We start from the raw sequence: 19,246 nt of genomic DNA, 5'->3' as shown, positions 1-19,246 counted from the left end.
TCACATCACGGGGATACAGATCGTGGCTTGGACGTCCGAGAATGACATAGGAGTTAAATGAATTGGGCCTGCTTGTAGGTCCGTCCCTTTCGGCAAGGCTCCGCTTGCCGCACTTATGGCAATCACTTTGGATTGCAACCATGTTTCTAAATTGGATTGACAATGCAGTTTAGAGGTTCGCTTCAGACATGTAGCTGACGCGGTTGTCGGCCCACTGAATGCCGTGGTGATTGAAAAGGATGTTTGCCAAACGGGCTTTTTCTGTATGCAATTTGTCTTCGTCCCAGCCTAACGCGAGACTGATTGCAGATGAGATCGAATTCAGAGCTTCAGAGGTAAGCCCTTGGTAAGCTATCTCCGTGCGTCGAAGAATATAATCATCCAGATGCCGCACACTTTCATGCTGACAAACCCACTGAATTTCAGCCAAAAGCAAGCCTGCAATAAGTGTCGGCTCGATGCGCTCTTTTTGGTTCATGGACGAGAGGATGGCCGTGGTTTTTTTCAATCCATATCGGTTGATTAGATTGTTTATGTGCTTTTGGGCCACTCCATATTCGGTATGTAGACCATAGGAAATTTTCTGAAATTCTGACAGAGTTTTGGGGTATTTTTTGCCGCCGCCAATCGCTTCATATTTGCTAGACTTTAAGCGCGGCTTTTGCAGATGCGCCAACACCATGTCGCCGACCTGTTCTGAAAACGCGCGAAAGGTGGTCCACTTACCACCAACCAAAGACATGACTGGAAAAGGGCGTTTTGCGCTTGGGTCCAGCGTGGGCATAGAATGATCCCGACTGACCATGCCAGGCGGCAGGCCCTTTGCATTTGGTAAGGGGCGAATGCCGGAATAGGTGAAAACGATCTGTTCACGCAAAAATTCCAGTTTTGGAAACAGGTGCTTCAAACAATCAAAGAAATAGGTGACTTCATCATCGCTGCATCTGACAAGATCAGGGTCTTTTGAGGGAATGTCAGTTGAGCCAGCAAGCACTTTCCCATGATAGACAAAAGCCAGAAGGATGCGGCCATCTTCGCCTTCGAAATACACCATTTTGTCGCCAAGAATTTCTGCGAGAACAGGATGATCTAACAGAACATGCGACCCCTTATTGCCTCCAATGAAGTGCGTTTCTTCTCCTAAAACTGCATTCACATGATCAATCCAAGGACCAGCAGCGTTGATGACAAACTTGGCGCTGAGGGCGTGTTTCTCATTGGTGATTAGGTCTTCCACAATGAGATCAGAATTTTGGAGGGAGGAGATTTGAGCATAGTTGAGAGCTGTTGATCCCTCAAAGGCAGCTTCACCATCTTCCACAAGCTCCAAAACCAAACGTTCGGGCTGGGTGATAAGCGCATCATAATAGTGCCCAAGTGCTACCACATTGGGCGACAAGGACGGCATGAAGCGGCGCAATGATTTGCCAAACAGCATGTGGTGGCGTGGCATGGTCCTTTCACGCCTTCCATACCAATCATAAATGAAGAGACCTGCTTTGATGATAAATGCACCGCGCGCGCGCATTGGAGAGGGGCGCTTTAAAAAGGTCTTGAGGGCAGGCACAACACCTTTCCAGTAAGAGGTGGCGGGGATGTAGGTTGGCAAAGGGCGTACGAAGTGGCGGGCGTTTTTTAACAATAGGTTCCGTTCCAATGTGGATTCAGCCACCAAACGAAACTCTCCCGTTTCAATGTATTTCAAACCGCCATGGATAAGTCTGGACGGGGCCGCACTTGTTCCAGAGCTGAAGTCTGATTTGTCTATCAAAAGGCATTTGAGCCCTTGCAAACACAGTTCCCGAAAGGTGCCCGCGCCATTGATGCCTGCGCCTATGATGACGACATCATATTGGGCATCCAGTTTTCTTGAGGGTTTTGATTGTGCCATTAGCTTTCGCGCCCTTTTTCCAACCGATCTAATTCAGACCATATGTTTTTCAGATGCACGATTTGGCTTTTGTAGCTTTCGAACCGATTGCGGGCCTTGGCCGATCTGTTCTCATCTGGCCGATAAATGGTGGTTTTCGGTGTAATTTTAGCAGCCGCTTCCGCCATATTCTCAAAGCAACCAACTGCGACGCCAGCACATAGGGCTACACCCCAGCAGGCGGCTTCTTCAACGTCAGCAACGTCGATTTCTTGATTGATGGCGTCTGCAACATATTGTGCCACAGCGGGGTTTCGCGAGATCCCACCCGTCAGGCATACTTTTTCAAAGTCAAAGGCCTCGCTTAGTCTTTCGATATGGACACAATGATTAAACACAATTCCTTCTAGCACAGCAGCCGTGATGTGTTCTTGACCATGCCAGCCGCGTAAACCAACAAGGCTTCCAGATGCGTCCTGTGCATAGGGCGATCCGTATAAAAACGGATGAAAGAACACGGAATTGGTGCCATCAAGCAATATGCTTTCAGCCTCTTTGGCCCGTTTGGCATGGTCACCGTCAGCCCCTTCAAGAAGCGCTGTCACATACCAATCATAGGTTCCACTGGATGCAGGCGAGATCGACATATTGTTCCAAAGGCTGTCTTCAACAGCGCTTCTGCAAAACCAATGAGGGCTGGTGATGGGCTTTGCTGAAACAACCTGATTGATCGAATAGGTTCCCGCGATGATGGATAAAGTATTCAGCTTATGGGCGTTGATGCCCAGCGCGGACGCGCAAACATCGTGCAAGCCCACAGCCACTGGTGTGCCAGCTTTCAAGCCTGTTTGATCGGCTGCTTGTTGTGTCACAACGCCAGCAACATCGGTGGGATTTAAGATTGGCGCAAGACAGTCAAAAATACCGTCCAGACCAAATATGTCAGTGGCTCTTGGGGAATAGTCTTGAGTTTGCACATCGGTAAAAGCGGTGCTGGCTTCTGTTCTATCCGTCCCGATTGCATTGGTGAGACAAAAGCGAATGTAGTCTTTGCAGGAGAAGACACTGCCTATATTGGCATAGCGCTCAGGCTCGTGTTGTTTGATCCACGCAAGAATGGCGGCTGGTGAAGAGACACCGGGTTCTTGGCCGCAAAAAGCCAAGCTATTTTTGGCGGTTCCATCACTGCGCCATTGCGCGACAATGTCATGGGCTCGACTGTCCAGTGACAATGAGCCATTGCCTAGAGGGTTTTGATTTTTATCAAGCAAATAGAGCCCATCACCATGGGCCGTTTGGGAAACAGCTGCAATTTGGGATGGGTCGATGCCGCTTTTAGTGATGACTTGTTGTATGACTTCGACACACGTTGCCCAAAGCGTCTCCAAGTCCCTTTCCACATGATGGTCTTGTGGGTGGAGCTGCGCCACCTTTTTTCGGGCAACAGCCACTGGTTCGCCATTTTCTGCATTAAACAAAACAGCCTTGGTGATTGTCAGTCCGCTATCAATCCCCAGAAGCAAAGTCATCTTAACTCACTTCAGATTGGCTAATAAGTGATCTGGCGGTGGTTTCATCAGTAATAAGGCCGTTCAGTTGGCCGCTTTTCAGCACTGCTTTGATGGGCCCAATTTTTCCAGCCCCACCTGCCAAGGCAACAACTTGACCACTTACTCTATCACCAACAGCAACTGCTAAAGTTCGTGATGTAAGATTGGTTTTGAGAGGCTCTCCGTTCTCGTTGTAAAAATGCCCAAGGAGTTCTCCAACACCGCCGCTTTTGCTGACTTCGCTTATTTCCGCGGGTTCGATCATACCCGACTGAACCAATTGTGTTTTCGGTTCAACGGTTCCGATACCAACCAATTTTAGGGACGCACTCTCAGCATAATCAAAAACGTCTTTTACACCTTTTTGAGCCAGCAGCACTTCTCGATCTTTGGATGTGTTCGCATAAAAAGGGACAGGCATGACATAGGCTTGCGCACTTGTTTTTTCAGCAATCAGATGCATGACATCATGGGGATTTGCCGCAAAATTTCGCGTGAGACCGCCCAGAAGCGAAACAAATTGCGCGCCCCTCGCATCAAGAGACGGCAGATAGCGAATTGCGGCAGCCAAGGTTCGACCATGGCCGATACCGATCAATTTGTGCTCACACAATTCCAGTTGTCGTTTGATGAAATCAGATCCAGCACTTGCCAGTGCTCTTAAAGGAAGATCATCGGTTTCATACAGATCAGGTGCAACTTCGCAGATGTCGAGATTATATGTGGTGGCCAATTTGTCGGCGAGTTCTATGCACTCGATAACATCATCATCGATTGTTACTTTCACGATGCCATCGGACACAGCTTTTGCAATCATCCTGTGCGCTTTCACAGATGGAACGCCGAGTTTTTTTGCGACCTCACTTTGCTTCAGGCCGCCGACGTAGTGAAGCCACGCAGCGCGCGCCATAAGGCTTCTATCAACGTCTGTGAACTTATTTCTCATACGCCCTCCCAACGTCGTGAGCATAGCCTAAACCCAATGCCATGACACCACTAAATCTATCCGAAAACCCTACTATCAAGAACAAAAAAGGGCTCATCAGATTATCAAATTCTCCATCATCTGAACCGCTGCCGCAGCTTCTTGGCCTTTCTTTACAAAGTGCTCTTTGAAGAACTCTATGTGTTCATCTGTGGATTGAAAGTTATGCGGTGTTAGGGAAACAGAGAAGACTGGAATGTCCGTTTCTAGCTGCACCTGCATCAACCCATCTACCACCGTCTTTGAAACAAAGTCGTGACGGTAGATGCCACCATCAACGACCAAAGCGGCGCAGACGACGGAAGAATATTGACCCGTTAAGGCCAGCCGTTTTGCAAGCAGCGGCATTTCAAACGCTCCCGGAACATCAAATTCTTGAATGTCATGGGGACCTGAATAGGCCTGTTTGAAACCTTCAAACGCTTGGTCAACAATTTCAGCGTGCCAGCGTGCTTTGATGAAGGCTATTTTTTGTATTTCTTTCATGGAACTAATCCTAAGTTTCGTTTTGGTTCCAAGGCGAACAAATGTAAGTCGCCGTTCAAATTTGACGGCTACACACATCGCTTCTCTTCCATCCGGACTTTAACCGTCGGCTCCGGAATTACACCGGATCTGCTTGACCTTCAGCGTGGCTGAAGCGCTCGCGGGCTTTAACCGCCGGTGGGGAATTTCGCCCCGCCCTGAGAATAGATGCTTGCTGAACTATGACAGCAAAAATTTCAAGTATCCTTGCTCTCCTTATGGCCTAAATTTTCAAATCTTTTTGGCCCGCATCGATATGCGGTGTCCAAAAGGCGACACTTTCGGCGATTTGCTCAATCACCTGACGGTCGTTTGGTTCACGTTCTTTGAAGCTAAGCTCTAAGCAGATTTCATTGTTATTTGCGTTGCCCTCTTTCAAAGCAGCCAAAAGGGCGGCTGGTTGAATGCGCCCCTTATCGTTGAATTCTTTGATAAAGGGGCGATGCCCGCCTTTGTCCATCAACGATTGTTTGATGTGAATGATCGGGCTCACCTCCGGCACAGCGCGAGCCCATGCGTATGGGTCAAAATCATCGGGGTTATCACTGGTGACATCGCCATGATCAATATCCGCCATCATCCACATGGGAATGGCCATATTGGCTTGAGATATTTGTTCTTGAAGTGACATGGCGGATTGGATTGTCTCACCAAATTCGCGGCCGATGCTCATGGGTTCCCAAAAAACATAATCCAGTCCGGCACCTTTTGCGTGTTCGGCAACCTCAGCCCAACACTCAATGGCAATTTTGATAAGCTCATTGCGTCTTTTCAGATCGTCAAAGTCTTTGTAGGTGAAGATAGCAAATTGCGTCCCGACAGATTTCCCACCAACATCTCCAATGATGTCCGCAAAGGTTTTAAACCAGTCGACGTAATATTGGCGTACTTCTTTATCGGGATGGCCAAAATGGTTGAGCCGACCGTAAGGACCGGTCATGCCAGATGTGACGCGAACACCTGTTCTTTGAAGAGCTGTGTCTAGCTGGCGGGTGAGGCGTTTAATGACATGGGGTTCCCAGCTTGGATTGATGAACTCATGGGTGAGTTGTAGATCACGAATTTTGATATCGCGGGCCGTTACCTCAATGAGGTCATCAATGTCTGCATAGCGATTAACAAGCGGATTGGTATTGAGGGAAAGTGTGAGATCCATATCAAGCGGCCTCTTCAAGTGTGTCCGTGAACCATTTTTCGAAAGCCTCTATCTCGTTCGCAGTCAAGTTGAGCTTATGCTTGGTTCTGCGCCACAAGATATCTTCGGCTGTCATCGCCCATTCATTTTTCACAAGGTATCGGACTTCTGCTTCGTACAGTGAAGCGCCAAAGTGTCGGCCAAGTCCTTCTAGATCACTTGCCTCACCAACAATTTTGGAAACCAGAGTTCCGTAGAGCCGCCCATAATGCTCACGTAGCTTTCTTGGCATCCATGGATAATCAGTTTTGACCTTTTCGCGGAATACTTCGAAATCAGCATTTGGCATGTCGCCACCTGGCAGGGGCGCTTTCTCTGTCCAGTCTTTGCCCATATCAGGAAAGAACTTATCAATTTTGCCAATCCCTCGTTCTGCCAATTCGCGATAGGTCGTGATTTTTCCGCCAAAGATATTGAGGATCGGCGCGCCAGCCGTTTCATCCAGATCAAACACATAATCTCTCGTTACGGCAGAGGGGTTGCCCTGTCCGTCATCAAATAGAGGGCGCACACCGGAGAATTTTTCTAGCACGTCTTCGGTTGAGAGTTTCTCTTTGAAGTATTTGTTGACGGCGGCGATCAGATAATCAACTTCTTCTTGGTCCACACTGACATCTTCCGCGCGGCCCTCATACTGAATATCGGTTGTTCCAATAAGGGCTTTGTCCCCTTCGTATGAATTGATAAAAATGACGCGCTTGTCGTGATTTTGCACCAAATAGGAGTGCGGTCCCTCCCAGAATTTTGGCACCACGATGTGCGACCCTTTAACCAGACGAACGTTACGTGGTGAGTTAGACCCAGCGACACGCGTGATTACATCCGTTACCCACGGACCTGCTGCATTTATCAGCATCTTGGCTTTGTAGTCTGTTTGAACACCTGTGAGGGAGTTTTGGGTGGTGACAATCCAATGGCCGTCTTCGCGGCGGGCAGAAATGCAAGGCGACCGCGTGATGATTTCAGCGCCTTTTTGGGCAGCGTCTAATGCGTTTAAGACCACCAAGCGGGCGTCGTCTACCCAACAATCAGAATATTCAAATCCGCGCTTAAATGTATCTTGAATGGGAGCACCTTCTGGATCTCTATGCAGATCGAGCGTGCGTGTTGCGGGGAGTTTTTTTCGGCCGCCAAGGTGGTCATAAAGGAAAAGGCCAAGGCGAACGAGCCAAGCAGGGCGATCTTGTGGGGAATGGGGTAGCACAAACCGCAAAGGCCAAATGATATGGGGGGCAGCGTTCATCAAAACTTCGCGCTCTATCAAAGCTTCCCGCACCAATCTAAACTCATAATATTCCAAATAGCGAAGACCGCCGTGAACCAGCTTACCTGATCTTGATGATGTGCCTTCTGCCAAATCATCTTTTTCACATAGAACGACTTTCAGGCCGCGACCCGCCGCGTCTCGTGCAAATCCTGCGCCGTTTATGCCGCCACCGATCACAAAGAGATCGACAATTTCATCTTTTTTCATGTGTTACTCCATGAGCCGCATGAACGGATCGTCTAGGTTTGAAATTCATCGTCATTGTTCTTTTGTCGCTCGGCGGATTGATGCCATTTTAGTCCATGTCGGCCCCATACCTTGTCGGCAGGATTTGTAGGCTGAATAGAGTTGGTCATACTTCTTGATCATTTCATTATCGACCGGATCGGGGACGCCCAAAAGAGGTGTGACCCACTCATTGATGCACGCTTCCATGTCGTCAAACGCTCCAATCGCCACTGCCGCCATCATAGCCGCCGCCGCCGCACCAGCCTCGTCTCGCGACGAGATGCGAATTGGTGCTTTCAATGATGATGATAGAATGCGGCGCAATTCATCAGAGCGCCCAGCGCCGCCCGTGATCCTGACTTCCCTTGGCAAGTCACCCATGGCTTCGTAGCAATCACGGGCTGCCATAGCCAAACCCTCAACAACGGCTCGCACCATATCGGGGTAGCTGTGATTTGCGGACAATCCATTAAACGCGGCTCTTGCATCAGCATTCAAAAAGGGACCGCGCTCCCCAGCATCAGAAATATAAGGGTGATAAAGAAGAGAACAGGGAGAAGATTGTTTGATCCAGCTGTTTAGTCGTTCCAACATTTCCTTATGGGTAGGCTTTGCGCCAAATTCAGCCGCAACTCCCGCGCCAACCTCTAAAACCCAATCAAGATTGAGCGTTGCCGCCATATTGGTTTGTGTTTGAGCCACAATATCCTCATGGGGGAGGCACAGGACATAGCCAGTATGATCTTGACCCAGCACGACATCACTTGCTTTGACAGCTTTCATGTGGACACCGGTGGACCCAAGCGTTGAACAAGCGACATCAGACTCGCCCGTGAAAATGCCCGCACCCAAAGCAGTCATGATCATATCGACATAACCAAGACTGACAGGCGTACCCCCATGCAAGCCACACATTTTTGCAGCGTTTTCCGTCAAAGCATGTGTGGTTTGAGATCCGTCTAAAATATCGGGCAGGAGATAGCGTCTGTTTGAGAGCCCCAAAGCAGCGATGACATCGTCATTGTATTGGCGTGTTCTAAAGTTGCCAAAAGTGAAGCTTGCTTCCGACGGATCAGTCGCAATAACACCAGTCATGCAATAGTAAAGCCAATCCTTGCAATGGAACGAGATTGCAGCTTGCTCAATCATCTCAGGGTGGAACCGCTCCATGTGCGCCAGTTGTGTTCCTTGCTGACAGGTGTTCAATCCAGTGCCAGTTGATTCAAAACGAAGGCGCTCCCGATCCCCATCAGCCAATGTTTCAACTGTCTGTGCCGCGCGCGCGTCAAGCCATAGCCAAGCATCCGTGAATGGCACGTTGTCTTTGTTCAACATCCATGTGCCGTCGCCTTGGCCTGTTACAGCGACAGCTGCGGTGCGATTAGCAAAATTAGAAATCTTATCAGCAAGACCCGAAATCGCTTTGGCGCAATCCTCCCATGTCCGACCCATGGGTTGGGTTGCAGCTCCATCCGAGCCGATGGCGTAAGAGTTTTCTACAGAGGAGGTCGCGATTTGTGTGCCATCCAAAAGAAAAGCGACGGCCTTCATGACAGAAGTACCTGCATCCACCCCAATAATTATATCTGGTGTCTCCGACACACGTCTCCTCCGCATTGCAGCATATGCGCGGCAGCCTATTTTCCGGCTGCTCACCCTCACCATTTGCCTTAATCCTTTTTAGCATCCCGCGAGCTTCGGTGACTATTCTTAGTCTTCCCAGACCCTCACCGGTCGTCGAAATGCGGTTTAATCTTTAGTACATTTTTTTTGCCTTGTCTGTATTTTTTTGCAGACACAGTAAAATATTTCAGATAGAACATATTGTAGACGAACAAAACTGACACGTTGTCGTGCGTGCTATTTAAACAGTGTGTAGGATGAAAGGGAATGCTCGAGTGGTCGGCTGATTGATGTCTATTTACCGCTACTGTTTGGGAGAACAGTCGATGAGAAAGCAACAGGCGGTAACGATGAAACAGACGCAGACTTAAATTGCGTTTACGGGAGGAGAGCAGATGGCTGCATCTGTGCAAGGGGGGAGCTCGGATCGAGGCTCCAAAAAAACTTGGACTGTCACGGCTATTTGCTTTGCCGCAGTGCTTGGTGCAATGGCGCTTGATACAACTGTTGTTGTGGTTGGATCAGATCAAGATTTGCGAAAACAAGCCTTTTCCCCAGATGCCTATGGCCAGACTGAATTTCCTAGAATTCAATCCCTTGTAGTTGAGCGTGCTGCCGACGCGGTCGAATTATCAACCAAGCTCAAAGCCGACAAAAAAGCCGCTATTACTGAATTTGGCACGGTGTCTGGCATATTCCCTGTTTTCCCAGTGAAATTCGAGGGAGTGGTGGGTGAAGGTAAATCTGGCATATTCGAGATAAAAGTTGATGGAATGCCGCAAGGCGCAAAAATTCGCGTTCAATCTGGCCCCGCAATCAATGGAACTGAGCTGCGCGATGTTCCAGGTGATATCGAGTTCGGTCAATTCACAAACCAAATTGAATATCAAAATGTAGGAGCCAGTATCAATAAAGCGATGAGTGCGGTGGTGTTGGTTGATCTGGATCGAGAAACCCTAAGTGGGAAGTCAGTATCGGTTGTTGGCGTTTTCAAAATGATCAATCCAAAAAATTGGCTGGTCACACCTGTAAAGTTTGACGTCAAATGATTGCAACCGCTTCGAAATTAGACAGTCCCAGTGCAGAACCTGACAACGAGGAAGTTGTTATGGCTGCGCGCCATATCTCCAAGTCATGGGGGCCTGTTCATGCTCTTAAGAGTGTCGATTTCAATATCCATAGGGCACAGGTGACGACCCTTTTTGGTGAAAATGGTGCTGGCAAATCGACTTTGATGAAGATCTTATCGGGTGTCTATGTGCCTACATCTGGCGAAATTATTCTCGATGGCAATGTTGTTGAATTGGGATCGACAACCAAAGCGCTTAGCTTTGGCATCTCGATTATCCACCAAGAGCTTAGTCTTGCTCCTAATATGAATGTTCGCGACAACATCTTTATGGGTCGGGAAATCAAGGGGTCATGGGGTGGCGTTGATTTCAAAGAAGAAGAGCGACAAACCCGCGCCTTGATGAAAGAATTGGAAGAGGACATTGATCCTCTGACCTTGGTTGAAGATTTGCGTTTGGGCCAGCAACAAATTGTCGAAATCGCGCGCGCTCTTTCGGTGAATTCTCGCATTTTGATTATGGATGAGCCAACTTCCGCGCTTTCTGCAACTGAGGTGGAAGTGCTTTTCAAGGTCATTCGTGATCTGACCTCAAAAGGCGTATCCATTGTCTATATCTCACACCATTTAGAAGAAGCGCTGCAAGTGACAGATCACGCGGTCGTTCTTCGAGATGGGAATATGACGGCTTATGCGCCGCGTTCAGACATTGATCTGGAATGGATCGTTCGCAACATGGTGGGCGAAAATTTCGATCTGGGTTCGCCGCCAATTGGCCATGAGATGGGCAGCTTCGCTCTGGAGGTCAAAGATTTATGCGTTGCAGAAGCTTCAGGCAATGGTCTTGCTGTTGATCATCTAAGTCTGTCTGTGAAAGCGGGAGAAATCGTCTGCATTTATGGCCTTATGGGCGCAGGGCGCACGGAATTTATGGAGACTGTTGCGGGTCGGATTTCGCCAATTTCTGGCGAAGTTTTGCTTCATGGAACAGATGTTTCAGGCCTTTCAATTGCTCAACGAATTGATGCAGGAATGGGCCTGGTGCCAGAAGATCGGCAGCGGGATGGGCTTGTCCAAACTATGACGGTGGGAGGCAATATGTCTTTGGCCTCAATTAGCAATTTCACCAAAAATTTCATGACATCTCGTACCGACGAAGACGCAATTGTCGCGAAGTCCATTAAAGATGTGACGGTCAAAACTGATGGGCCAAACGCTCCAATTGGCTCTTTATCTGGCGGCAATCAGCAAAAGGTCGTGATCGGTAAAATGTTAGCTACAGATCCGAGCGTCATTCTTCTGGATGAGCCGAGCAGGGGCATTGATATCGGTGCCAAGGCTGAGGTTTTTAGGCTTCTTGCCGAAAAAGCGAAAAACGGCTTAGCGGTAATTTACACCACTTCTGAAGTTGGGGAGTGCCTATCAATTGCGCATCGCGTGATCGTTATGCACCGAGGAAAAATTTCGACTGAATTCACAAAAGACGTAACAAAAGCGCAAATCATGGCTGCTTCTGGCGAAGCTGTAGTCGCATAACTGGGCATGAAGGCATGAAAAATACAGATGCGGTAGCAACAAAAACGGACGCGAATATGAAAAAACTGGATGTTTGGAAACTATTGCTTGAAGGGCGGGCCTTCTTTGCATTGATCGCTATCATTGCTGTGTTTTCCATACTTTCACCACGCTATTTTACCTTGGGCAACTTTTTGATCATGTCATCGCACGTGGCCATCTTTGGACTGATTGCCGTGGGCATGTTGCTCGTGATCCTCAATGGCGGAATTGATTTATCAGTGGGTTCAACACTTGCGCTGTCTGGCGTTTTTGCCGGTTATTTGATGCAAGGGATCGAGTTAGAGGCGCTTGGGGTTATTTTGTACCTGCCAGTTTGGGCGGTGGTTCTCTTAACTTTGGGGGTGGGTGCCTTCGTGGGCTTGGTCAATGGGGTACTGATTGCTTACATGAAGGTTCCAGCCTTTGTTGCGACCCTTGGTACTCTCTACGTCGCGCGCGGCGTTGCCTTGCTGATGACCAACGGTTTGACGTTCAACAATTTGGGTGGGAAGCCAGAACTCGGCAACACAGGCTTTGACTGGCTTGGGTTCAACCGCATCGGCAATATTCCAATCAGCGTCGTTGTGTTGGTCCTTGTGTCCTTAATTGGTGCTTTCTTATTAACACGCACATCTTTTGGTCGCTGGCTCTACTCATCAGGTGGTAACGCGCGGGCTGCGGAATTGTCCGGCGTTCCCGTGAAGCGGGTACAGATTGCGGTTTATATGTTGAGTGGTGTTTGCGCCGCAATTGCTGGGATTGTTTTAAGCTCTCAGCTTACCTCAGCAGGTCCAACAGCTGGCATGACCTATGAATTAACAGCAATTGCAGCCGTGGTCATCGGTGGTGCTGCTCTTACAGGCGGAAAAGGAACCATCCAGGGGACGCTGCTCGGCGCTTTCGTCATCGTATTTTTGTCAGACGGATTGGTCATTATCGGCGTGTCTGTTTACTGGCAAACGGTCTTCACGGGCTCCGTGATTGTGCTGGCTGTTTTGTTGAACTCAATCACATATGGAGGCGCCCGAAAATCCGCCTGACGTACAAGAATTTCAGCGCGATGTTTGGAGGAATAACATCATTCTGAAACTAGCCGCCGAAATAATTCGGCAAACACTAAACCACCCTTAGGGAGGAATATTATGTTAAAAATTACAAAGCGTGCCGTGGTCGCGGCTATGGTTTCATTGCCATTGATGATGTCAGCTTCTGTTGCCTATGCAGACGGTTTGATTTCTATCATCGTGAATGACCCAGCCAATCCATATTGGTTCACAGAAGGTGAAGTTGCTAAAAAGACAGCCGAAGAGCTGGGTTACGAAGCAACTGTGTCTGCTCACAAAGGCGATACAAATACTGAAGCAACTCTTGTTGATGCAGCTATCACCAACGGTGCAAAAGCCATCATTCTCGATCCAGCTAATGCCGATGGTTCAGTTGGCGTAGTGAAAAAAGCAAAAGCTGCCGGTATTCCGGTCTTTCTTGTAAATGCTGAAATCAACGAAAGCGGCATTGCTATTGCACAGCTGGTTTCTAACAACGCACAAGGCGCGGCTCTAGGTGCTGTTACGTGGCAAGAACTTGTTGGCGACAACGCCAAATATGTTGAGTTCTTTGGTAACCCATCTGACAACAATGCTGCGACCCGTTCCAACGGCTACAAGACTGTTTTAAGCCAGTATTCAGGTTTGGATAAAGTGGCGCAGGAAACAGCTAATTGGGACCGTACACAGGGCTACAATAAAATGCAGTCTATCATGCAAGCCCAGTCCACAATCAACGCAGTTATCTCTGGTAACGATGAAATGGCTTTGGGCGCGATTGCAGCTCTTAAAGAAGCCAACCGTCTCAATGGTGTAATCGTTGGCGGTTTTGATGGTTCACCTGATGCCGTCGCTGCAGTGAAATCTGGCGAAATGGCTTACACTGTTCTTCAGCCTGTTGCGGTCTTCTCTGCTGAAGCTGTGCGTCAAGCTGACTACTACATCAAGAACGGTTCAGCAAAAGTGTCTGCAGAAAAGCAGTTGTTTGATTGCTTGCTGATTACACCTGCAAACGTGGCTAACTACTCAGCTCCGTTTACATTGTCTCAGTAAAAATACCGCTCAACGTAAGCTAATAGTGGGGGCGCTCATAAACAGCGCGCCCATTTTTTTATTTCTGCCAAATCCGTGTAAGCTAGACTGAAGTGCAAATTGGAAAAGCATTTTACAATTTGAAAGCCTGTGGGCTTGTGTTGGAGGTCGAAGCAGAAGATGTCACCTAAGAAACTAATAAACGATCCTGATTTTCTCATCGAAGAACTCATTGAGGGAATTGTAACGGCCCACCCTAAATTGCTGCGGGTTGAAGGAAAAACCAAGCGAGCAATTGTCGCTAAAAAGGGCGCGCGGCCAGGTAAAGTTGGCGTGGTTATTGGTGGTGGTTCAGGTCACGAACCTGCGTTTGCTTGCTACGTTGGACAAGGCTTGGCTGACGCCGCTCCCATCGGTAATATTTTTGCCTCCCCCTCTCCAGCGCATATTATTGACGCTGCCCTAAGTGCTGAGCGTGGGGAGGGCGTGTTGTTCCTCTATGGCAACTACGCTGGGGACGTTATGAACTTCGACATGGCAGCTGAGCAACTAGGCCAGCAAGGGATTGATGCAAGGTCGTTCCTCGTAACCGATGATATCGCCTCGGCGCCAAAAGAAAGGTCCAGTGAGCGGCGGGGCATTGCAGGTGATTTTTTCGTTTTCAAAGTCGCAGGTGCTGCTTCTGATTTAGGGTTGAATATTGATGCAGTGATCGCTGCTGCGACAAGAGCCAACGACAACACGCGCACCATGGGCGTTGCTTTATCTGCGTGTTCGATGCCTCAAACGGGGAAAGCGAATTTTGAAATTCCCGAGGGCGAAATGGAAATTGGCATGGGTATTCATGGCGAGCCTGGTGTGGCGCGTGTCCCGATTGAAACGGCTGATGACGTTACAGACAGACTGTTGCAGCCCATTGTTGATGAATTGAAGTTGAATGCAGGTGACAGCGTCGCCGTGCTGGTCAACGGTCTGGGTTCCACCACTTTACTGGAACAATATCTTGTCCACCGGCGCGTGTCTCAAACATTGAGCACCAAGAATATTCATATCCACAACAGTTGGGTCGGGGAGTATTGTACATCATTGGAAATGGCTGGTGTCTCAGTCACCTTGATGAAGCTGGACGATGACCTTGAAACATGGCTGGACCATCCATGCCACACGCCCGCTTTAAAGGTTGGAGACGAGAGGGTTCGAGATGAAACGAAATCTCAAGAACAATCGCAATCCCAACAAACAACGCCCGAATTTAGTGGCCAAACGGGTGGGCTGGTTCAAGACAAATCTAACCTCAACATCACGGGTCATTTGACACCGACATTGTTTGTGGCGGCATTGCAAAACATCGGCGCTGCCATCATTCAATCCAAGGATGAGCTTTGCGAGTTGGATGGTGTTATCGGAGACGGCGATCACGGCATTACGATGGAGATCGGTTGGAAGGCTATTTTGACTTCGCTTGATGAGGCGTCTGATGAGACAACCATATCGGAAATTTGCATCAAATGCGCTGATGCATTTCTAGATTCAGTTGGAGCATCGGCTGGACCTCTTTACGCTTCTGCTTTCAACGCCGCAGCCCGCGCCGTGCTTGACCGTCAAAATTTAGACGCAACGGCAACAGCCGCTTTGTTATCGGCAATGGCTAAGGGTATTCAAACGCGCGGCAAAGCGTCGATTGGGGAAAAGACCATGGTCGACGCATGGGCTCCCGCATCAAAAGCGGCAATACTAAGCGCACAGCAAGGAGGGAGTATCAAAGAGGTTGCGATTGCTTCTGCACAAGCTGCACGCCAAGGCGCTGATCAGACCAAAGATTTGGTGAGCAAACGTGGCCGATCAAAAGTATTGGGTGAACGATCAATTGGGCATATCGATCCCGGTGCCCAATCAGCCGCAATTCTTCTAGGTTCGTTTGCTTCGTTTTTGAGCTCAAGGCTTTAGGCAAAGAGCGCACTCTCCTGCAAATGACCCCTTCGTGGATTAATCGCCTCAGCGATCGGTCCATTCTTATTTGTTGTATTTAGCGTCGAGTGCGTTGATGGCATTGACGTTGCCAGCAGAACGACCTTCCTCATCAAAGCTATTGGCCAAAAATGCTTCGACGATGGACTTGGCCAATTCAGGGCCAACCACGCGCGCGCCTAAGGTGATGATTTGAGCATTGTTTGATAGTGCTGCACGCTCTGCTGAGTAGGTGTCATGGCATTGTGCGGCTCTAATTCCTGGCACTTTGTTGGCTGATAGACACACGCCAATACCCGTTCCACAAACCAAAATTGCACGGTTGAATTCTCCCTCAATGACACTGCTTGCAACTCTGTCGGACAGGTTTGCATAAAAAGCATCTGGACCGCTTTCACCTTGTGATAGGTCTTCTGCTTGAAACCCTTTAGCTGCCAAATGCTCTGCTAAGACTTTCGCCAAACCTTCACCCGCGCTATCGCCTGCTACTGCTACTTTCATCTTCTTTTCCTTTTGTTTCTTTATTCAAATTGCTTTTGAGCATCGGTCCAAAATATCGAGATAGCCCTCAACGTTCCAAGCCGATCGACCAATAAACAGGCCATCAATATGTTCGCATTGGATCAACTCTTCGCAGTTGTCTGGATTGACGGAGCCACCATAGAGGCACGGCACGGGTTTTCCTAAAATGTCTGACGACAAGGCAATGATCTCGGCATGGCGTTCATTTGCGTAATCTGCCGATGCCGGAATGCCGTTTTCCCCGATCGCCCAAACCGGCTCGTAAGCCAGCAAAACGGGCGTGTCACTTGCCTCTCCAGCAATGGCTTTGAGCGCCGTGGAAACTTGTTCAGATAAGACCTCTTGGGCTTTGCCCGCCTCGCGCTCTGCGAGTGTTTCACCGATACATATGAGAGGAATGAGGCCGTGCCTTACTGCAGCGGCAGACTTCTTTGCCACTGTGTCGTTGGTTTCGCCAAAATGAGCGCGGCGTTCTGAATGGCCCAGTTCCACTATATCAAGGGCGCAGTCTTTCAGCATGATCGGTGAGACTTCGCCAGTCCAAGCTCCCGCATCATCCCAATGCATATTCTGGGCGCCAACTTTTACTGTTGTGCCTTGTAATGCTTCTTTGACCTGCCGCACAGCTGTAAAAGGGGGGATGACAAAACGTTGTATGCGCGGATCATTTTCAGGATCAGCTGCACCCAAGGACGATGTAAATGCCATTGCTTCAGCAAGGGTCTTGTTCATTTTCCAGCTGGTGCCAATCCAAAATTTAGAAGTCGTCATATTCACGCCCCTTCATTGCTCGCGACAATGAGTTCAACTCCAGAAGCCTTTGCGAGCTTTGTGAAGCTTTCATCTGGCGCTTTATCTGTGATCAAGACATCAAATTCGCCAACAGAAGCGAGCTGATATAGTGCTTGTTGATTGATCTGGTTTTTGCCGACCAACAAGACATTTTTAGTTGCCGAATTGATCATAGCCCACTTGGTTCGAACCGCCGCTTCATCCATGTAGAAAACATCAGAACCCATGACTGCAGGAGACGAAATGAAATTAATTCTAACATTCGATTGCGTTAAATCAACGTGTTTTATGGTATTATAATAAGTTCTATTGTAATTTTTGGAGCTGCCATTTGAGATTGTTCAAAATCTGGAAACGTTGATGAATGGCACATCGACAGGCGTCATCTAGCTGGAACTTCTGGCCCAGCGACGGACATCTTCATAAGAAATCACGATTTCGCATTTAAATGGCACCTTTTCAGCTAAATTTTTCGCACGTGATGACGATAAAAGGCGCCAAATATTAGGAGTCTTTTAAATACCCTCTAATATATAAGAACTTTTGCCTATTTACGATGTGTTACTTGAATAGTTCGAAATAATTTCCAAAAATTATTATTTCGTTATACATAATTCATTATTTTTACACCCAACTAAGTGGTTTTTTGGGTGTGGTGAGTATGAAACAAATTAGTACAGCAAAAGCGAATTCGTCGAATTTCGAGCAAGAACTAGAAGCACGCTTGGAACAATTATTTGCACAGTTAGAAGCGGCCAAACCTCGATCTGCTTCTGGTGATAGTGCAGATGACACCCCAGCGACAACTTCTAGTCCAAACCCTGTTGTCGTTGAGACGCAAGATTTTGTTCCGCTTCGTGATGGCGGCATTGATGGCCGTGGCGCGTTTGGTGGAAACAGACTGCTGGGCACCATTAGGCAGGCATTGGCAGATGATCTGGATTTGTCGCAGGCGCTTGGCAACGAGCGTATATTGTTTCAAAATATTGCTGATACAATTGAAGCGCAGAATTTCACACCATTTTACGAAGGCAGTGCGACAGGTTTCTTTACTGGTGATTTTTTATCGTCAGTTTCTAATGCTGGATTAACCGGGCCGTTTGCCGCAATCGCTTTTTCACCCCCGCATTTGGCGCCCTTGCTGAATGAAAGCATCGAGCGACTAATACAAACCGACCCCTTCGACGACATTCTTCCAATTGACCGTACCAACAATGTTGAAACGGTGCAGCCGAACGTCGTGATCAATAACATCTACGGCACACAAGAAGACGGTGTGTTGGAAGAGCAGTTGTTTTTAAACCCAATCATCGGCTTTACTCCTGAGATTCTAACACCGCCAACAAATGGCACGATTGTCTTTAATGATGACGGCAGTTTTGTTTTTACACCTGATCCAGATTTTTCTGGTGTTCAGGTGGTTCAAATCCAGTTCATTGACCCAAACAATGGCAGTGTGCGGATTGAAGAAATCGAAATTAACGTCGCGCCTGTTCTCGATGTTCCGATCCTTGTTGATGGTGCAACAACAGTCAATGAAGACAACACAATACCGCTGGGTCAAGATATTGATATTGCGGTTGATGACGCGACAGATGGTTCCCAAACCCTGGCGATTACGCTTACTGGCATTCCCGCAGGTGTGGTTGTAACGGCTGCAACGCAGAACGGTGTAACGCTGGTTCAACAGCCAGACGGAAGCTATGTTTTATCTGGCGGCACACCTGCTGACGTTCTTGCCGTTCTAGATACGCTTGTTTTGGATGCGCCAGAACACAATGCCGATGATTTTGTTGTCACAATCAGCGCGACAGCCACAGAAGAAGATGGAAGTACTGAAACAGTTACAGCTAATCACGCTGTGACAATTGTTGAAGTTGTCGACCAACCAACCGTGGTTGGCGGTGAGTTTGTAACAGACGAAGATGTGCCTGTTGTTCTCACGGGTCTTGGCGGTGAATTGGTCGATCAGGATGGGTCAGAAACGCTTATCTTTGAATTGGCCAATGTGCCTGAAGGA

Annotated in this window: 16 protein-coding genes and 1 riboswitch; of the genes, 6 read left to right on the top strand and 10 right to left on the bottom strand. The window is 48.4% G+C overall.

Features of this window, described 5'->3' with window-relative positions; all coding sequences use genetic code 11:
* Window positions 1-169 precede the first annotated feature (169 nt).
* From ABJO30_00080 to ABJO30_00050, 7 genes are all read right to left on the bottom strand, one after another.
* Window positions 170-1,891: a glycerol-3-phosphate dehydrogenase/oxidase gene (locus ABJO30_00080; GenBank protein ID MEP3231204.1), complete on the bottom strand. Its 1,722-nt coding sequence runs from the start codon at window positions 1,889-1,891 to the stop codon at window positions 170-172.
* Window positions 1,891-3,399 (bottom strand): FGGY-family carbohydrate kinase, encoded by a 1,509-nt coding sequence (locus ABJO30_00075; GenBank protein MEP3231203.1) that lies wholly within the window; start codon window positions 3,397-3,399, stop codon window positions 1,891-1,893. Before ABJO30_00075 ends, ABJO30_00080 begins: the two co-directional genes overlap by 1 nt.
* A gap of 1 nt (window position 3,400) precedes the next feature.
* A complete protein-coding gene (locus ABJO30_00070; GenBank protein MEP3231202.1) occupies window positions 3,401-4,366 on the bottom strand; it encodes a sugar-binding transcriptional regulator in 966 nt (321 codons plus the stop codon).
* A gap of 96 nt (window positions 4,367-4,462) precedes the next feature.
* Window positions 4,463-4,891, bottom strand: a complete 429-nt coding sequence (locus tag ABJO30_00065; protein ID MEP3231201.1) for a 6,7-dimethyl-8-ribityllumazine synthase — start codon at window positions 4,889-4,891, stop codon at window positions 4,463-4,465.
* Between the two features lie 76 nt (window positions 4,892-4,967).
* A riboswitch (FMN riboswitch) is annotated at window positions 4,968-5,100 on the bottom strand.
* 53 nt (window positions 5,101-5,153) lie between these two features.
* Window positions 5,154-6,086, bottom strand: coding sequence for a TIM barrel protein (locus ABJO30_00060; GenBank protein ID MEP3231200.1), 933 nt, complete (start codon window positions 6,084-6,086; stop codon window positions 5,154-5,156).
* A 1-nt stretch (window position 6,087) separates the two neighbouring features.
* A complete protein-coding gene (locus tag ABJO30_00055) occupies window positions 6,088-7,599 on the bottom strand; it encodes a glycerol-3-phosphate dehydrogenase (GenBank protein ID MEP3231199.1) in 1,512 nt (503 codons plus the stop codon).
* Window positions 7,600-7,650: 51 nt separating this feature from the next.
* Window positions 7,651-9,222 carry an FGGY-family carbohydrate kinase gene (locus ABJO30_00050; GenBank protein MEP3231198.1) on the bottom strand — a complete coding sequence of 524 codons (1,572 nt, stop codon included), beginning with the start codon at window positions 9,220-9,222 and terminating at the stop codon, window positions 7,651-7,653.
* Between the two features lie 416 nt (window positions 9,223-9,638).
* Between ABJO30_00050 and ABJO30_00045 the strand changes: the two genes are divergently transcribed.
* The 5 genes from ABJO30_00045 (at window position 9,639) to dhaL (ending at window position 15,891) form a co-directional block, all read left to right on the top strand.
* A complete protein-coding gene (locus tag ABJO30_00045) occupies window positions 9,639-10,292 on the top strand; it encodes a DUF2291 domain-containing protein (protein ID MEP3231197.1) in 654 nt (217 codons plus the stop codon).
* A complete protein-coding gene (locus ABJO30_00040; protein ID MEP3231196.1) occupies window positions 10,289-11,848 on the top strand; it encodes a sugar ABC transporter ATP-binding protein in 1,560 nt (519 codons plus the stop codon). Before ABJO30_00045 ends, ABJO30_00040 begins: the two co-directional genes overlap by 4 nt.
* A gap of 56 nt (window positions 11,849-11,904) precedes the next feature.
* Window positions 11,905-12,909, top strand: coding sequence for an ABC transporter permease (locus ABJO30_00035; protein MEP3231195.1), 1,005 nt, complete (start codon window positions 11,905-11,907; stop codon window positions 12,907-12,909).
* Between the two features lie 102 nt (window positions 12,910-13,011).
* Window positions 13,012-13,965, top strand: a complete 954-nt coding sequence (locus ABJO30_00030; protein ID MEP3231194.1) for a D-ribose ABC transporter substrate-binding protein — start codon at window positions 13,012-13,014, stop codon at window positions 13,963-13,965.
* 159 nt (window positions 13,966-14,124) lie between these two features.
* Window positions 14,125-15,891, top strand: coding sequence for a dihydroxyacetone kinase subunit DhaL (gene dhaL / locus ABJO30_00025; GenBank protein MEP3231193.1), 1,767 nt, complete (start codon window positions 14,125-14,127; stop codon window positions 15,889-15,891).
* 66 nt (window positions 15,892-15,957) lie between these two features.
* Here dhaL and ABJO30_00020 read toward each other — a convergent pair whose 3' ends face one another.
* The 3 genes from ABJO30_00020 to ABJO30_00010 are packed head-to-tail and all read right to left on the bottom strand — an operon-like array spanning window position 15,958 to window position 17,564.
* Window positions 15,958-16,413 carry an RpiB/LacA/LacB family sugar-phosphate isomerase gene (locus ABJO30_00020; GenBank protein MEP3231192.1) on the bottom strand — a complete coding sequence of 152 codons (456 nt, stop codon included), beginning with the start codon at window positions 16,411-16,413 and terminating at the stop codon, window positions 15,958-15,960.
* A gap of 24 nt (window positions 16,414-16,437) precedes the next feature.
* Window positions 16,438-17,205 carry a triose-phosphate isomerase gene (locus ABJO30_00015; protein ID MEP3231191.1) on the bottom strand — a complete coding sequence of 256 codons (768 nt, stop codon included), beginning with the start codon at window positions 17,203-17,205 and terminating at the stop codon, window positions 16,438-16,440.
* A gap of 2 nt (window positions 17,206-17,207) precedes the next feature.
* Window positions 17,208-17,564 carry a hypothetical protein gene (locus ABJO30_00010; GenBank protein MEP3231190.1) on the bottom strand — a complete coding sequence of 119 codons (357 nt, stop codon included), beginning with the start codon at window positions 17,562-17,564 and terminating at the stop codon, window positions 17,208-17,210.
* 323 nt (window positions 17,565-17,887) lie between these two features.
* Between ABJO30_00010 and ABJO30_00005 the strand changes: the two genes are divergently transcribed.
* The coding region (locus ABJO30_00005; GenBank protein MEP3231189.1) for an Ig-like domain-containing protein at window positions 17,888-19,246 on the top strand (1,359 nt) is incomplete at its 3' end.

The organism is Hyphomicrobiales bacterium (genome assembly GCA_039973685.1).
Classification (GTDB): Bacteria; Pseudomonadota; Alphaproteobacteria; order Rhizobiales; family JACESI01; genus JACESI01.
This window is presented reverse-complemented; position numbering and strand designations above follow the sequence as displayed.

Excerpts from the sequence above, each read along its gene's own strand:
- ABJO30_00080 (MEP3231204.1), bottom strand. The coding sequence starts at position 1,891 with ATGGCACAATCAAAACCCTCAAGAAAACTGGATGCCCAATATGATGTC.
- ABJO30_00075 (MEP3231203.1), bottom strand. The coding sequence starts at position 3,399 with ATGACTTTGCTTCTGGGGATTGATAGCGGACTGACAATCACCAAGGCT.
- ABJO30_00070 (MEP3231202.1), bottom strand. The coding sequence starts at position 4,366 with ATGAGAAATAAGTTCACAGACGTTGATAGAAGCCTTATGGCGCGCGCT.
- ABJO30_00065 (MEP3231201.1), bottom strand. The coding sequence starts at position 4,891 with ATGAAAGAAATACAAAAAATAGCCTTCATCAAAGCACGCTGGCACGCT.
- ABJO30_00060 (MEP3231200.1), bottom strand. The coding sequence starts at position 6,086 with ATGGATCTCACACTTTCCCTCAATACCAATCCGCTTGTTAATCGCTAT.
- ABJO30_00055 (MEP3231199.1), bottom strand. The coding sequence starts at position 7,599 with ATGAAAAAAGATGAAATTGTCGATCTCTTTGTGATCGGTGGCGGCATA.
- ABJO30_00045 (MEP3231197.1), top strand. The coding sequence starts at position 9,639 with ATGGCTGCATCTGTGCAAGGGGGGAGCTCGGATCGAGGCTCCAAAAAA.
- ABJO30_00040 (MEP3231196.1), top strand. The coding sequence starts at position 10,289 with ATGATTGCAACCGCTTCGAAATTAGACAGTCCCAGTGCAGAACCTGAC.
- ABJO30_00035 (MEP3231195.1), top strand. The coding sequence starts at position 11,905 with ATGAAAAAACTGGATGTTTGGAAACTATTGCTTGAAGGGCGGGCCTTC.
- ABJO30_00030 (MEP3231194.1), top strand. The coding sequence starts at position 13,012 with ATGTTAAAAATTACAAAGCGTGCCGTGGTCGCGGCTATGGTTTCATTG.
- dhaL (MEP3231193.1), top strand. The coding sequence starts at position 14,125 with ATGTCACCTAAGAAACTAATAAACGATCCTGATTTTCTCATCGAAGAA.
- ABJO30_00020 (MEP3231192.1), bottom strand. The coding sequence starts at position 16,413 with ATGAAAGTAGCAGTAGCAGGCGATAGCGCGGGTGAAGGTTTGGCGAAA.
- ABJO30_00015 (MEP3231191.1), bottom strand. The coding sequence starts at position 17,205 with ATGACGACTTCTAAATTTTGGATTGGCACCAGCTGGAAAATGAACAAG.